Annotated in this window: 14 protein-coding genes; 7 read left to right on the top strand and 7 right to left on the bottom strand. The window is 67.0% G+C overall.

Features of this window, described 5'->3' with window-relative positions; all coding sequences use genetic code 11:
• Positions 1-121: 121 nt before the first annotated feature.
• The 6 genes from acs (at position 122) to zapE (ending at position 7,499) form a co-directional block, all read left to right on the top strand.
• The gene (gene acs / locus ACT53K_RS10790; RefSeq protein WP_476228631.1) at positions 122-2,059 is read left to right on the top strand and encodes an acetate--CoA ligase; all 1,938 of its coding nucleotides are present in this window, start codon (positions 122-124) and stop codon (positions 2,057-2,059) included.
• 48 nt (positions 2,060-2,107) lie between these two features.
• The gene (locus tag ACT53K_RS10785; protein ID WP_476228630.1) at positions 2,108-3,727 is read left to right on the top strand and encodes a DUF6311 domain-containing protein; all 1,620 of its coding nucleotides are present in this window, start codon (positions 2,108-2,110) and stop codon (positions 3,725-3,727) included.
• A 55-nt stretch (positions 3,728-3,782) separates the two neighbouring features.
• Positions 3,783-4,763 carry a C13 family peptidase gene (locus ACT53K_RS10780; protein ID WP_476228629.1) on the top strand — a complete coding sequence of 327 codons (981 nt, stop codon included), beginning with the start codon at positions 3,783-3,785 and terminating at the stop codon, positions 4,761-4,763.
• Positions 4,764-4,811: 48 nt separating this feature from the next.
• Positions 4,812-5,411, top strand: coding sequence for an ATP-dependent Clp protease proteolytic subunit (locus ACT53K_RS10775; protein ID WP_476228628.1), 600 nt, complete (start codon positions 4,812-4,814; stop codon positions 5,409-5,411).
• A 109-nt stretch (positions 5,412-5,520) separates the two neighbouring features.
• Positions 5,521-6,303, top strand: a complete 783-nt coding sequence (locus ACT53K_RS10770; protein ID WP_476228627.1) for a succinate dehydrogenase iron-sulfur subunit — start codon at positions 5,521-5,523, stop codon at positions 6,301-6,303.
• Positions 6,304-6,386: 83 nt separating this feature from the next.
• Positions 6,387-7,499, top strand: a complete 1,113-nt coding sequence (gene zapE, locus ACT53K_RS10765; protein WP_476228626.1) for a cell division protein ZapE — start codon at positions 6,387-6,389, stop codon at positions 7,497-7,499.
• A 12-nt stretch (positions 7,500-7,511) separates the two neighbouring features.
• Here zapE and ACT53K_RS10760 read toward each other — a convergent pair whose 3' ends face one another.
• The 3 genes from ACT53K_RS10760 to ACT53K_RS10750 form a co-directional block, all read right to left on the bottom strand.
• Positions 7,512-8,813, bottom strand: coding sequence for a hemolysin family protein (locus tag ACT53K_RS10760; protein WP_476228625.1), 1,302 nt, complete (start codon positions 8,811-8,813; stop codon positions 7,512-7,514).
• 63 nt (positions 8,814-8,876) lie between these two features.
• A complete protein-coding gene (locus ACT53K_RS10755; protein ID WP_476228746.1) occupies positions 8,877-9,305 on the bottom strand; it encodes a nucleoside deaminase in 429 nt (142 codons plus the stop codon).
• A 69-nt stretch (positions 9,306-9,374) separates the two neighbouring features.
• A complete protein-coding gene (locus tag ACT53K_RS10750) occupies positions 9,375-9,620 on the bottom strand; it encodes a hypothetical protein (RefSeq protein WP_476228624.1) in 246 nt (81 codons plus the stop codon).
• Positions 9,621-9,781: 161 nt separating this feature from the next.
• On the opposite strand from ACT53K_RS10750, the gene rpmB reads away from it, so the two are divergent.
• A complete protein-coding gene (gene rpmB / locus ACT53K_RS10745) occupies positions 9,782-10,081 on the top strand; it encodes a 50S ribosomal protein L28 (RefSeq protein WP_476228623.1) in 300 nt (99 codons plus the stop codon).
• Between the two features lie 104 nt (positions 10,082-10,185).
• Here rpmB and ACT53K_RS10740 read toward each other — a convergent pair whose 3' ends face one another.
• From ACT53K_RS10740 to ACT53K_RS10725, 4 genes are all read right to left on the bottom strand, one after another.
• Positions 10,186-11,184, bottom strand: a complete 999-nt coding sequence (locus ACT53K_RS10740) for an esterase-like activity of phytase family protein (protein WP_476228622.1) — start codon at positions 11,182-11,184, stop codon at positions 10,186-10,188.
• 199 nt (positions 11,185-11,383) lie between these two features.
• Positions 11,384-12,106, bottom strand: coding sequence for an acetoacetyl-CoA reductase (phbB, locus tag ACT53K_RS10735; protein ID WP_476228621.1), 723 nt, complete (start codon positions 12,104-12,106; stop codon positions 11,384-11,386).
• A 30-nt stretch (positions 12,107-12,136) separates the two neighbouring features.
• The gene (hemH, locus tag ACT53K_RS10730) at positions 12,137-13,144 is read right to left on the bottom strand and encodes a ferrochelatase (RefSeq protein WP_476228620.1); all 1,008 of its coding nucleotides are present in this window, start codon (positions 13,142-13,144) and stop codon (positions 12,137-12,139) included.
• A complete protein-coding gene (locus tag ACT53K_RS10725; protein ID WP_476228619.1) occupies positions 13,141-15,384 on the bottom strand; it encodes a xanthine dehydrogenase family protein molybdopterin-binding subunit in 2,244 nt (747 codons plus the stop codon). The genes hemH and ACT53K_RS10725 overlap by 4 nt, the downstream gene beginning before the upstream one ends.
• Positions 15,385-15,465 lie beyond the last annotated feature (81 nt).

Here is a 15,465-nt window from a genome sequence, read left to right as displayed (position 1 = left end):
TGACTGATACGCACGCCCGTTTCCAGCGGAAACATTCATTTCCGTAACGATCCTGCGGCACACGCCGGCTTGCCTATTGCCTGCCCCCGCTCCTAGATGCGCCGCGACCAGGAGGGGTCTGATGAGCGATAGCGTGTATCCGGTGCCGCAAAACTGGGCAAAACAGGCCCGTGTCGATGCGGCGGGTTATGAAAAACTCCATGGCCGGTCGCTCGCCGATCCCGGCAGCTTCTGGCTCGAACAGGCACGCCGGCTCGACTGGATCAAGCGCCCCGAAATCGCCGGCGACTGGTCGTTCGACGAGCGTGATTTCCACATCCGCTGGTTCGCCGATGGCCGCCTGAACGTCGCCGCGAATTGCATCGACCGCCACCTCGCCAGCCGCGGCAGCCAGACCGCGATCCTGTGGGAACCCGACGATCCCGCCGAGGAACCGCGCCGGATCACCTATCTGGAGCTGTACGAACAGGTCTGCCGCTTCGCCAACGTGCTGAAGGCACACGGCGTGCAGAAGGGCGACCGCGTCACCATCTACATGCCGATGATCCCCGAGGCGGCGTTCGCGCTGCTCGCCTGCGCGCGGATCGGGGCGATCCACTCGGTGGTGTTCGGCGGCTTTTCGCCCGAGGCGCTGGCCGGCCGCATCGTCGATTGCGACAGCAGCGTCGTCATCACCGCCGACGAGGGCCGTCGCGGCGGCAAGCGCGTGCCGCTCAAGGCCAATGTCGATGCAGCCCAGGCCCATGCGCCGGGCGTGAAAACGGTGATCGTCGTGCGCGCGACCGGCGGCGCGGTGGCGATGCAGCCCGGCCGCGATATCTGGTATCACGAAGCGGCGGCGCAGGTGCCGGCCGAGTGCCCCGTCGAGCCGATGGGCGCCGAAGACCCGCTGTTCATCCTCTACACCTCGGGCTCGACCGGCAAGCCGAAGGGCGTGCTCCATTCCAGCGGCGGCTATCTGCTCTGGGCGGCCTATACGCACGAGCTGGTGTTCGATTACCGCCCCGGCCAGGTCTATTGGTGCGCGGCCGATATCGGCTGGGTCACCGGCCACAGCTATATCGTCTATGGCCCGCTCGCCAATGGCGGCATCACGCTGATGTACGAAGGCGTGCCCAACTGGCCTGATGCCAGCCGCATCTGGCAGGTGGTCGATCGCCACAAGGTCGAGATTCTCTACACCGCCCCCACGGCGCTGCGCGCGCTGATGAAGGAAGGCGATGATTTCGTCACCCGCACCAGCCGCAAGTCGCTCAAGCTGCTCGGCTCGGTCGGCGAGCCGATCAATCCGGAGGCCTGGCGCTGGTATCACGAAGTGGTGGGCGAAGGGCGCTGCCCGATCGTCGACACCTGGTGGCAGACCGAAACCGGTGGCCACATGATCACGCCGATGCCGGGCGCGGTGCCGCTGAAGCCGGGTTCGGCCACCTTCCCCTTCCCCGGTGTCGATCCGCAGATCGTCGATGCAGACGGCAATGTCCTGCATGGACCTGCCGAGGGCAATCTGGTGATCGCGCGGAGCTGGCCGGGGCAGATGCGCACCGTCTGGGGCGATCATGAACGCTTCTTCCAGACCTATTTCACCACCTATCGCGGCAAATATTTCACCGGTGACGGCTGCCGCCGCGATGCCGATGGCTATTACTGGATCACCGGCCGCGTGGACGACGTCATCAACGTGTCGGGCCACCGCATGGGCACCGCCGAGGTCGAAAGCGCGCTGGTGCTGCACGACAAGGTCGCCGAGGCAGCCGTGGTCGGCATGCCGCACGACATCAAGGGGCAGGGCATCTATGCCTATGTCACGCTCAATGCCGGCGTGAGCGCGGACGAGGCGCTGCGCAAGGAGCTGCGCGACTGGGTGCGCAGCGAAATCGGCCCGATCGCCACCCCCGACGCAATCCAGTTCGCGCCCGGCCTGCCCAAGACCCGCTCGGGCAAGATCATGCGCCGCATCCTGCGCAAGATCGCCGAAGGCGACACGAGCAATCTGGGTGACATCTCGACCCTCGCCGATCCGGCGGTGGTCGAAGACCTGCTGGCGAACCGGGTGGGGTAACGGCTCAGCGTTAACCCATTTTGCAGCGTCAGGCGGTAGGATGCTCTCGTGCGCCGCCTGATCGCCCTGCTGCCCTTTGCGCTGCTACCGGTTGCGCTGTTCCTGCTGTTTTTTCACCATGCGATTCTCGACCCCCGGGCGATTTCGTGGCTGCTGCGCGGCACCGACAATGGCGAAAATGCGCTGGGCCTTCACGCCTATCTGCATGACAGCGCGGCAGGGCTTTCGCTGCGCACCGCGCTGCTCGGCGCGCCGGAAGGCGTGCCGCTGCTGTTCACCGACAGCAATCCGCTGATCGGACTGCTCTCACGCCCCTTTGTCCCGCTTCTGCCCGCCGATACGCAATTTGTCGGTTGGTGGTTCCTGCTGTGCCTGGTGCTGCAAACGGGCTTTGCGCACGCACTGCTCCGCCGCCACGCCCCCGATCCGCTGGCGCTCTGGGTAGGGACCGCGCTGCTGTGCCTCTTGCCGACGCTGTTCAACCGGATCCTTCACGCCAATCTGTTCGCCCATTGGCTGATCCTGTGGGGATTGTGGCTGCACCTTGAGCCGCGCCCGGCACATGGCAGGCGCTGGCTGCCGCTGCTGGCGGTCACGACACTGGTACACAGCTATTTGCTGGTGATGGTGGGAGCACTCTGGGCCTGCTCCACCTTTGCCCGAACCATCGAAAGCGAAGCCAGGGCGCGCGCCCGAACAATCGCGGGCGCATGCGCGACGTTGCTGATGGTTGCAGCGCTCGCATGGTGGCTGGGGGCCGGCGGCAACTATGTCCGCGCCGGCAATTACGGCGCCTTCGCCATGCCGCTCGACGCGCTGGTAAATCCCGCAAACCCGTCCTTCTCGACGCTTTTGCCCGCCACGCCCCAACGCCCCGGTCGCGATTTCGAGGGCTTCCAGTATCTCGGCGCAGGCCTGCTGCTGATGCTGGTGTTCGCGGCCGGCATCGCCTGGCGCTTTCCGCGCACAACCGCCGAACGCGCGATGCATGGCCGCATCGCCTGGCTTGCCCCGGCCCTGATTGCATTGACGCTGCTTGCGATCAGCACCTATCCCGACATCGCCGGGCACAAGCTGCCGCGCATGGCGCCGCCTGCGATTCTGGCGCCCGCACTCGACATGGTTCGCGCATCCGGTCGGCTGTTCTGGCCGGTCGCTTATGTACTGGTGCTCGTCGGACTGGTCGCGATTTTTCGACTGAGAGCACGGCGTGCCGGGGCAGTGCTCGCGGCGCTCGTCATGCTCCAGCTTGCCGACATGTCCGGCATGGTGGCAGCGCTGCGCACGCTGAGCGCGTCACCCGCGACCCCGTATGTCCGCACCGCCGATCCCCGCTGGGCAGGCGCCATCGCGCAGGCGAAGGATGTCGCCTTTCTTCCCGCCGATCCGACGCGCGACCTTGAGCTGTTCCAGGAAGTCGCATGGCGCGCGACGTCGCTCGGCAAGCCCGTGCGCGCGGTCTATGCCGCCCGGACCTCACGCACGATGCTCGCGCAGTCGGTAGCGGACCTCGCCGCCTTCCAGGCCGGGCAGATCGCGTGCGGCAGGCTCTACATCCTGCTGCCGGACGTGCAGGTGCCTGCCCCGCTTCGCCTGGTTACGCTCGACGGGACGCGAGTCTTGCTGCCCCGCGCGTGCCCGGCAGGATCCCATCCCGCCCGGATATGATTGACATACGCGCCTGACTGGCTTGGGATCGGCGGAAATAGCGGAGCCTTGCCATATGGGTCGCCTGTCTCGCCTGTTCCTGCCCTGTCTGGCCGCGGCGTGGTTTGCCGCACATCCGGCTGCCGCGCAGGAACAGCCCCCCGAGCACAAGAGCGACTGGCCCAGCCTGGTGTCGGGCGATGACGGGATCGACGGCTTCGATGGGGGGCCGGAATTGCAGCGCGGGCGGCCCGCCGCTGCGATGCTGGCCGAGCATCGCCGGTTCGACGCCGCGCTCGCGACGCTCCAGCCCGAACGCAAGGGCGTTGTCGATGCCTATGTGCTCAGCATCGCGCTCGACAGCGATCCGGTGTTCAGCCGCGAAGCGCGCGAGGCGGGCAAGGTGCTGTCGCGGCGCTTCGATGCCGCCGGGCGGACGCTGGTGCTTGCCGGGCCGGACGGGCGTGGCGGCGCGGTGCTGCCGCAGGGCAGCCTGACGACGCTGGCGCTGGCGCTGGCGCGCATCGCCGAACTGATGGACCGCAAGCAGGACGTGCTGGTGCTCTACAGCACCAGCCACGGCGCCCATGATGCCGGCATCGCCTATCATGACGGTGACCAGGGCTTCGGCATGTTGTCGCCGAAACGGCTGGCCGAGCTGCTCGACGGGCTGGGCATCCGCAACCGCATATTGATCCTGTCTGCCTGTTATTCGGGCGCGTTCGTGCGCGGGCTGATGAGCGACAGCAGCGCGATCTTCACCGCTGCCTCCTCGACCCGTTCCTCCTTCGGTTGCCGGGCCGAGAATGACTGGACCTTTTTCGGCGACGCGCTGATCAACCACGCGCTGCGCAAGCCGCAGCCGCTCGCCGATGCAGCGCGAGAGGCGCGCCAGATGATCGGCGGGTGGGAACGCACCAATGCGCTCGAGCCGTCCAACCCGCAAATCTATGTCGGGGATCATGTCGCTGCCTGGCTCGCCCCGCTCGAAGCGCGCATGCCGAAGGTGCCGACCCAGCCGGTCGGCGCCCCCGCCACCGATGCCCTGAAACCGTGAAACCCTGAAGTGCGGAACCGCCGCACCGGCTCGCCGGTTGCAGCGGCCATGTTTCAGTCCCAAGACGCGCAGCGCACGCAAGCTTCCCCGCCGCTCCAGCGCTATCCGCTGCTCGCCGCGCCGCATCTGCGGCTGCAGGGACCGGTGGATGCGACGATGTATGCCAGCTTTCGCGACCAGCTTCTCGCCGCGCCACAGGATGGGGCGCTGGTCGTCTCGCTCTCCACGCTGGGCGGCGACCCCGAAATAGCCCGGCTGATGGCCGACGAGCTGCGGCTTTTGCGCGACCATAGCGGGCGCGAGACGCTGTTTCTGGGCAAGGTGGCGGTCTATTCGGCCGGTGCCACGTTTATGGCCAGCTTTCCGGTGCACCAGCGCTTTGCCACGCGCGGCACGCGGATCATGGTGCATGAGCGGCAGATGACGAGCACGCTGCAGCTTTCGGGACCGCTCCGCTCGCTCACCGCGATCCTGAAGGCCAAGCTGCACGAGATCGAGCATTCGATCCTGATCGAGGAAGAGGGGTTTCGCGACCTGGTCGCCGGCTCCCGGATCGATTTCGACGAGGTGTGCCAACGCGCGCCCGCCAACTGGTATATCGAGGCCGAAGAGGCCCGCGATCTGGGCCTGATCCTCGACGTGATTTAGCGCCCGCGCGCGGCCGCGATCCAAAGGACACTTGCGCTGCGAGCGCGAAAGGCATAGCCCGCGCCGCAAAGAGAGGCCTCGCGCCGAAGCGAAAGAGGAAGTTTCAGGAATGGCCGAATTCCGCCTGCCCAAGAACAGCCGCATCACCAAGGGCCAGGAGCACAAGGCGAGCCCCGAGGCCAAGCGGGTCAAGAAGTTCAAAATCTATCGCTACGATCCGGATTCGGGCGAGAACCCCCGCTACGACACGTTCGAGGTCGATCTCGACGAATGCGGCCCGATGGTTCTCGACGCGCTGATCAAGATCAAGGGCGAGCAGGATTCGTCGCTGACCTTCCGCCGTTCGTGCCGCGAGGGCATTTGTGGTTCCTGCTCGATGAACATCGGCGGCAAGAACGGCCTCGCCTGCACCACGGCGATCGAGGACATCAAGGGCGAGGTGCAGATCACCCCGCTGCCGCACATGGACGTGATCAAGGATCTGGTCCCCGATTTCACGCACTTCTATGCGCAATACGCCTCGATCAAGCCGTGGCTGCAGACCGTCACCACCACGCCTTCGGGCAAGGAGCGGCTGCAAAGCCCGAAGGACCGCGAGAAGCTCGACGGCCTCTATGAGTGCATCCTGTGCGCCTGCTGCTCGACTTCGTGCCCGAGCTATTGGTGGAACAGCGACAAGTTCCTTGGCCCGGCGATCCTGCTTCAGGCCTATCGCTGGCTGGCCGACTCGCGCGACGAGATGACCGGCGAGCGGCTCGACCAGCTCGAGGATCCGTTCCGCCTCTATCGCTGCCACACGATCATGAATTGCGCGAATGCCTGCCCCAAGGGCCTGAGCCCGGCCAAGGCGATCGCCGAGATCAAGAAGATGGAAGCCGAGCGCGTTCTTTGAGGCGTGCTCCTCTTCGATGAAATGGTTCCGAGCTGCCAGGCCACCCGGCCCGGCGGCTCGTTCTTTTTGGTGATGCCTTCCCGATGACCCGCGTTCTCGATCGCTACCGCGCCCTCGTCTCCGCAGGCGAGCTTCGCCCCGATCGCGAGCAGGAAGCTGCCGCCGCCCGGCTGGACGCGCTGGCGGGAGAGCTGGAAGCGGCACCGCGCAAGGGCAGCGTGCTGTGGAAGCTTGCCGGCCGCAAGCCGGCGGTGCCGCGCGGGCTCTATCTGTGGGGCGATGTCGGGCGCGGCAAGTCGATGCTGATGGACCTGTTCTTCGACAGCCTCGCCATCCAGCGTAAGCGTCGCGTCCATTTCCACGAATTCATGCTCGAAGTGCATGAGCGGCTGAATGTCGAGCGGCAGAAGGACACTGCCGATCCCGTCACCGCCGTCGCCGATGCGCTGGCGAGCGATACGCGGCTGCTCGCGTTCGACGAGCTGGTGGTCAACAACCCGCCCGACGCGATGATCCTGTCGCGGCTGTTCACGGCGATGATGGCGCATGGCCTGACGGTGGTGGCTACCTCCAACCGCCCGCCCCGCGACCTCTACAAGGACGGGCTCAACCGCCAGCTGTTCCTGCCGTTCATCGACCTGATCGAAGCGAAGATGGACGTGCTCGCGCTCAACGGCCCGGTCGATTATCGGCGCGACCGGCTGGGCAGCGTCCATACCTGGCTGGTGCCGAACGGGCCGGAGGCGACGGCCGAACTGTCGGCGGCGTTCTTCCGCCTGACCGACTATCCGGTCGAAGACCGCGCCCGCGTGCCCGCCTGCGACGTGCCAGTGCAGGGCGGGCGGCAGGTGCATGTGCCCAAATGCGTGAAGGGCGTCGCTGTCTTTTCGTTCAAGCGGCTGTGCGGCGAGGCACGCGGCGCGCCCGACTATCTGGCGGTTGCGCGGCGCTTCCACACCGTCATTCTGGTCGGCATTCCCAAGCTGGGGCCGGAAAACCGCAACGAGGCCGCGCGCTTCGTCACGCTGATCGACGCACTGTACGAGCACAAGGTCAAGCTGCTCGCCGCCGCTGATGCCGAACCCGAGCATCTGTACGAAACCGGGGATGGCCGGTTCGAGTTCGAACGTACCGTCAGCCGGCTATTGGAAATGCAGTCGGACGATTATCTCGCCAAGGGGCATGGCGAGGGCTGACCCTTTGCGCGGCTAGTTCGCGTCCTGCGAGACCAGCAGCTTGTCGATCTTGCGCCCGTCGAGATCGACGATTTCGAACCGCCATCCCTGTTCGGTGAACGTCTCGCCCTCGCCGGGCAGGTGCTTGAGCACCGCCAGCGCCAGCCCGGCGACCGTGGCATAGTCACGGTCCTCGGGCAGTTCGATGCCCAGCCGGTCTGCCAGCGCGTCGGCGGCGGTCGCGCCGGCTACCAGCAGCGATCCGTCCTCGCGCTCGACGATGTTGGGATTGTCCCCCGGTTCGGCGTCGGACGCAAATTCGCCGGCAATCGCCGCCAGCAGGTTGGCGGGCGTCACAATGCCTTCAAAATGGCCGTACTCGTCATGGACCAGCCCCATCGGCACATCGGCCTGGCGGAGCGCCGTCAGCGCATCCATCGCATCGACCTGATCGGGCAGAATCGGTGCGCGACGCATCAGCTTGCGCAGGTCGAGCGGCTCGCCCCGGAACAGCGCGGCGGCAATGTCGCGCGCCTGTACCACGCCGATCACCGCATCGATCGATCCCTCCGCCACCGGCAGGCGGGTGTGCGGCGTCGCCAGCAGTTCCTCACGAATGCCTGCGCCGTCCAGATTCACGTCCAGCCAGTCGACCTGGGTGCGCGGCGTCATCACTTCGCGGACCGGGCGGTCGGCGAGCCGCACCACGCCGGAAATGATCGAGCGCTCATGCTCCTCGATCACCCCCGATTTGCTTGCCTCGGCGACGATCAGATGGAGTTCCTCGGCGGTAACGCGATTTTCCGATTCGCGCTTCATCCTGAGCAGGCGGAACACCAGCCCGCTGGTCGAATCGAGCAGCCACACGAGCGGCGCCGTGATCCGCGACAGCCACAGCATCGGCACCGCCGCCACGGCGGCAATCGGCTCGGGCGAGCGAAGCGCGAATTGCTTGGGCACCAGTTCGCCGACCACCAGCGAGGCAAAGGTGGTGACGCCGATCACCAGGGTGATGCCCAGCGTATGGGCCGCCTCTGCGCTGAGGCCCAGGCCTTCCAGCCGCTGCGACACCGGTTCGCCCAGGCTGGCGCCCGAATAGGCACCGGCAACGATACCGATCAGCGTGATGCCGATCTGCACGGTCGACAGGAACTTGCCGGGATCGGCGGCAAGCGTGATCGCGGTCTGCGCGCCGCGATTGCCGATGCGGGCCATCGCCTCCAGCCGCGCCGGGCGCGCCGATACGATCGCCAGCTCCGACATCGAAAAAAGGCCGTTCACGGCGATCAGCACAAGGATGATCGCGACGTCGATCCAGGGGAAAGAAGCGCTCATGGTGCAGTGCTTCCATATCCGCAGCAGCGGGCAGTTAACAACCTTCCGTTACCACGAATATTTTCAGCGGCGTGCCGCAAAGAAGTCGCGCAGCAGCGCCGCCGCCTCGCCTTCGCCAATTCCGGCATAGCATTCGGGGCGGTGATGGACGGTCGGCTGGCCGAAAAGGCGCGGTCCATGCTCGACGGCACCGCCCTTGGGATCGGGAGCCGCATAATAGAGCCTGGCGATGCGGGCATGGGCAATCGCGCCGGCGCACATGGCGCAGGGCTCCAGCGTCACCCACAGGTCGCAATCCTCCAGCCGCTCGCGCCCGAGCAGCCGGGCGGCCTCGCGAATCGCCAGCATTTCGGCGTGAGCGGTCGGGTCATGCAGCGCACGCGGCGCATTGGCGGTGGCCACCAGCACCCGCCCCGCATGGACGATCGCCGCACCGACCGGCACTTCGCCGGCGCTGGCGGCGGCAGCGGCCGCATCGAGCGCGGCGCGCATCGGGTCCGGAAGCGGGAACATGGCCCCGCTTAACGCCGGTGCGCCCGCAGGTCACGCCCTGCGCCCGGGTTATTGTGCCGGCGTCGGGCTGGCCGCCGGGCGTACCTCCACCTTCGGCAGCGCAACCTTCTTGTCCTTCATCTCGACGGTCGGCACACGCACCGTGTCGTTCGATTCGCCGACATGCACCGATCCCGTTTCGGCCGAGACGCTGGGCAGCCGGCCGCCGCTGATGTTGAGGTTCAACATGCCGGTGGCGATCAGAATCACCACCACGAGCAGGATGATTCCCGCCAGCGCCAATATTGCTCGCATCCTCGTTTCCCCATATCGTTACTCCTGCACAACGCCGCAATCCGGGCGCTGGTTGCGCGGAAGTTCGAGCATCGACGGCGTGAATCGGTTGACGCCGCTGCGCATAGGCGCTATCGGCGCGGCCTTTCCGGCTTATCGGCCAAAACTCAGGATTTGAAGCGATGTCGCGCATTTGCGAGCTGACCGGCAAGGGCCGGCAGGTGGGACACAATGTTTCCCACGCCAACAACAAGACCAAGCGCACCTTTCTGCCGAACCTGCAGAATGTGACGCTGATCTCGGACGCGCTCGGCAAGAGCATCCGTCTGCGCGTTTCGACGCACGGCCTGCGTTCGGTCGAGCATGTCGGCGGCCTGGACAACTGGCTGCTGAAGAGCCGCGACGAAGATCTGTCGCTGCGCGCCCGTCGCCTGAAGCGCGAAGTGCGCAAGGCGACCGCCGGCACTGCCGCCGCAGCCTGATTCGCGCTGAACGGCTGACCCCGGCCCGCTCCCGCTGATGCGCGGGGGCGGGCCGAGTCGTGTCGGGTGAAGCTGGGCGGGAGTCGCCCCACCGAACGGCTGCTCTATAAATCCAGCCGGAACTTCAGCAGCAAGGTCTGCTGCCACCACTGCGCATTGTCGTCGGAAACGATCCACAGGATCGTCGCACCGCCTTCGCGGGTGACTGCCAGCCCTTCGAAATTGTCGTGCTGCACCGGCGGCGCGAAGGTCGCGATGGTACGGCCGCGCAGCACCTGGCCAGCGTGCAAGCCGCGAATGTCGACCAGTTCCAGCTTGGCCGTGAACAGCTGCGACAGCGAGATCTTGCGCGTCAGCACCAGCAGCCGCCCGCCGGGCAGCGCCGCGGCGTCGCTGGGATCATAGCCGGGCGGCGGGACATAGGTGAGCGACAGCGGCCTGGTGCCGCGCGCGGTGGGATCGCCGGGAAACAGCAGCGCGCGCCGCTCCGCCTGATGGCCGGGGCCATCAGGCCGCGTCGTCTCGCTGATCACCAGAAAACGCCCGTCAGGCAGGCGCGCCATCGATTCGGCACCGCCATTTTCCGACCAGTCGCGCATTTCGGGCGGATGGGTGACAGCCTCGCCGCGCGTAAACGCGGGGTCATAGCGCCAGATCGCATTATGGCCTTCAAACCCGACCCAGAATCGGCCGCTCACCGGATCGCGCGCCAGCGACTCCGAATCGCGGTCCCCCTGCCTTGCGCCGATGCCCGGACCTGCCGGCAGATCGAGAAACTGGATGTCGAACGGCCGCCAGTCAGCCCCCATGCGAAAGCGCACCAGATTGCCGCGGTCGCTGAGCATCGCGAAGCGGTCCCCGTCCACTACCAGCGCCGAAAAGCCGGAAAAGGCCAGATCGCGGCTCACCAGTTGCGCGCCGCCCAGATAGGTCAGCGCGCCGAGCCGGACCCGCTGCGGATCATGCCGGTCGAGCGGCAGCCGGATCGCCTCGAATTCGGCGACATCGCCCAGCACCGGGCGGCGATCCTTGTCGGAGGCGGTGAGACAGAGCAGCGCCAGTACAACCGGCGGGAGGAACAGGGTACGAAGCCGGAGGCGCATGGCCTCTCATAGCGGCTTCGCACCGCACGGCCACGCCCAATCCGCGGCGCCGAATTATGAACGTACGATAACCATCCCGTTCAGGATAGAATCAAGGGAACTGCGTTAGATTGCAGGTGTTGTTGGCGTAGAAATTCTCTCGCGTTGCGTATCGAGAGGCATCGGGGGCCGGCCTGCAAAAGGCTGGCCCCCTTTGTTTTCAGTACATGTGCTGGCCGCCGTTGATCGACAGGGTCGAACCGGTGACGAAACCCGCCTCTTCCGAGCACAGGAACGCCACGCCGCGCGCGATCTCGCTCGCCTGGCCCAGCCGGCCGACCGGAATCTTGGCGACAATCTTTTCCAGCACGTCGGCCGGCACCGCCGCCACCATGTCGGTGTCGATATAGCCGGGCGCGATCGCATTCACGGTCACGCCGAACCGCGCACCTTCCTGCGCCAGCGCCTTGGTGAAGCCATGGATGCCCGATTTCGCGGCAGCATAGTTGACCTGGCCATACTGGCCGGCCTGGCCGTTGATCGAACCGATATTGACGATGCGGCCCCATTTGCGCTCGCGCATGCCCGGAAACACCGCGTGCGCCATGTTGAAGCAGCCGCCCAGATTGATGCGGATCACTTCTTCCCACATGTGGCGCGTCATCTTCAGGATGGTGCCGTCACGGGTGATGCCGGCATTGTTGACGACAATGTCGACCGGGCCCAGCGCCGCCTCTACGGCCATCACGCCCTCAGCGCACGCATCGAAATCGCCGACATCCCATTTGAATGCCTTGATGCCGGTGCGTTCGGTGAACGCCGCGGCCTTCTCGTCATTGCCGGCATAGTTGGCGGCGACGGCAACACCCGCATCCTTGAGCGCAAGGCTGATCGCCTCACCGATCCCGCGGGTACCCCCGGTCACGATCGCTACGCGTGCCATGTACGTCCTCTCCTTTTGATCCCAAAAAGGTCAGGCCGGATGTATCCAGCCGGCAAGTTCACGCCCGATCAGATGGCGCAATAGCTCCATGCCGGGTTCGCTGTCATTGAGACAAGGCAAATATGCCAAATCGGTGCCTGTTGCCGCCAGGAAGGTTTCGCGGCCGCGGATCGCCAGTTCCTCCAGCGTTTCGAGGCAGTCGGCGGAAAAGCCCGGCGCGACGATGGCGACGCGGCGGATGCCCTTCGCAGGAAGGCCGGCAAGCACCGTATCCGTGGCGGGCTCCAGCCATTTGGCACGCCCGAACCGCGACTGGAAGGTGACGATCAGTTCGCGCCCCAGTGCCTCGCCCAGCAGGCGCGCGGTCTTGCGGCAATGGCAGTGATAGGGGTCGCCCAGCTCCAGCGTACGCTGCGGCATGCCGTGAAAGCTGGCCAGCACCGCGTCGGGCGTGAAATCAAGTGCGGCCAGCCCCGCCTCCACCTGCGTCTTCAGCGCGTCGATATAGGCAGGATCGTCATGATAGGGCGGCAGTGTGCGCAGTGCCGGCTGCCAGCGCATCTTCGCCAGCGCGGCAAAGGCGGCATCGTTGGCGGTAGCCGTCGTCGCCGCGCAATATTGCGGATAGAGCGGCGCCACCAGAATCCGCTCGCAGCCCTGCGCCTTGAGGGCCTGCAACCGTTCGCCGATCGCCGGCCGGCCATAGCGCATCGCATGCTCGACGATCACGTCCGGCCCGAATGCGCCCTGCAGCTTCTGCGCCTGCGCGCGTGTGATTGCGGCCAGGGGAGAGCCGTCCTCACGCCAGACCTGCGCATAGGCGTGCGCCGATCTCTTCGGCCGGGTGCGCAGGATGATGCCGCGCAGGATCGGCTGCCACAGGAGCGGCGGAATCTCGACGACGCGGCGGTCCGACAGGAACTCGCCAAGATAGCGCTTCACCGCTCCCGGATCGGGCGCATCGGGCGTGCCGAGATTGACGAGCAACACACCGATGCGGCGCGGCGGAATCGCGGGATGGTCGGCAGGCAGCGTCATTCGGCGTCCGATAGCAGGGGAAGGCGGCGAAAGCGCGCGCCGGTTGCGGTCTGCAAGGCGTTGGCGATGGCGGGGGCGACCGGCGGCACCGCCAGCTCGCTCACCCCGCCCGGGTCCGACCCGCTGGCGATGATCTCGACGGTGATGTCGGGCGCATTGGCGAGCGTGGGCAGGTCGAGATCGGCAATCTCGCGCACATCGGCAACATTTTCGCTGAAGCCGGTCGATCCGCCGATCGCCGCCGCCATGCCGAAGATCAGCCCGCTTTCGATCTGCTGGGTGACAAGGTCGGGATTGACCACTCTCCCGCAATCGACCGCCGCCACCAGCCGCTCGACAACGATCTGGCGCTCAGAGCCAAGCCGCGCTTCGGCCATCACGGCAATGTAGGAATCGCGAAAGGCGTGGCAGGCAATCCCCTGGCCGCTGCCGGGCGCCCCGCCCTGCCAGCCACCGAGCTGCGCCGCAGTCTGCAGGCAGCGGGCGAGCCGCGGTTCGCCGCCCAGCATCGCCATGCGGAACGACAGCGGATCGAGATTGGCGACATGCGCCAGCTCGTCGACAAAGCTTTCCGTGAAGAAGCAGGTGTAACTATGCGCGCCCGAGCGCCAATAGCCGGACGGCACGCCGATCGACGCAGGGTGATGATCGACTGCGTAATTGGGGATGGCGTAGGAAGGCACGGCACCCGCCACTGCAGCGGGATCGCCGCCGCCGGGCAGGGCGAGCGCGGTGGCGACAACCGCATCCCCCGTCATCAGGCGCGCGGCCAGCTCGCGGCCCGTATCGGGCGCAGCGATCTTGGCAAGCCAGCCGGAAATCGCGCCGCGCCCGTCGAGCTTCGCCGTCAGCCGGCCACCCGCCGCCGGACGGAATCGGTCGCGACGGAAATCCTCGCCGCGCGGCCAGGTGAGCTGCACCGGCCGCTGCACTGCGCGCGACAGCAGCGCCGCCTGCACCGCCACGTCATGCTCCAGCCGCGCGCCGAAGCCGCCGCCGCCCAGTGTCGGATGGACGATGACCCGCGCGGCATCGATTCCCAGCGCCCGCGCGGCGGCGTCGCGGGTGAGCGCCGGCGCCTGCGTCGCGAGCCAGAGCGACAACCGGCCGTCAGCCCAGGAGGCGGTGCAGCTCATCGGCTCGAGCGGCGCGTGCAGCGCCAGCCCGACGCGATATTCGGCCGACACCACGCGGGCGTCGCGGAAATCGGTGGCCAGATCGCCCTTTTGCGCCATCCGCGTGCCGTTCGCATCAAAGGCGCCGGCCAGGGCCGCCTCGATCGAATCATCGTTGATGACATCGGCCGGCCGGCGGAAACGCGGCCGCATCGCTTCCACAGCGCGGTCGGCGGCCCACCAGTCGGTGGCGATCACGGCCGCCCATTGCTTCGTCGTCACGACCGAGAGTACGCCCGGCAGCCGCTTTGCCGCTGCCTGATCGGCGCGCACCAGCTCGGTATCGCCCACCGGCCCCTGGCGGATCGACGCGAACACCATGCCGGGCAGGCGCACATCGGCGGCGAAATTGGCGCTGCCGTCCAGCTTGGGCGGCGCATCCAGCCGGGGCATGGCGCGGCCATAGAGCCGCCCGCTCTGATCGCCGCGCAGCGCCACCCGGACCGGCACGCGCTCGCGGACGGCCTCCGCCGCGAGTTCGCCGAAGCCGAGCTTCTGCGCACCGTGGACGACGGTGCTGCCAACCGTGCCGCACGCCTGCCAGTCGATACCCCAGCGCCGCGCCGCCGCCTTGCACAACAGCACACGCGCGGCCGCGCCTGCCTGACGCAGCGGCGCTTCGAACGTCCGTACCGAAGTGGAGCAGGCCGTCAGCATCAGCGACGTGCGCGCGGCATGGGTTTCGCGCAACTGCTGCGGCAACCGGCCCAGCGCCGATTCGAACAGCGTGTCCGCAGCGAGGGGATTGGCATAGGCGGGATTGATCGGCGCCGCTTCCACCCCCACGCGATTCCAGTCCGCGCCCAGCTCATCGGCCAGGATCTGCGGCAATGCGGTGTAGACGCCCTGGCCGAGCTCCGCCTGCGGCACGGCAATGGTGACATGGCCGTCGGTGCCGATCTTCAGCCAGGCGCCGAACACCGTCTCTCCCGGGTCGGCGGTGAGATTGCCGGGGAAACTGCGCGGCCACAGCGCATAGGCAACGACCAGCCCGACGCCGGCCCCGCCGCCGATCAGCAGCGAACGCCGGTCAATCTTTATCCGCTTGCGGGGTTCGAGCGCCATCGCCCCGCTCTATCGCGCGTCGGCGCAGGATGCCAGCCACGTGCTGCACCGGGCGAAATGGGCGCGGGATGAAGCCGGGTC

Source organism: Sphingomonas sp. DMC8 (assembly GCF_056314185.1).
Note: the sequence above shows the minus strand (reverse complement) of the source record. Positions and strands in the feature narration are given on the sequence as shown.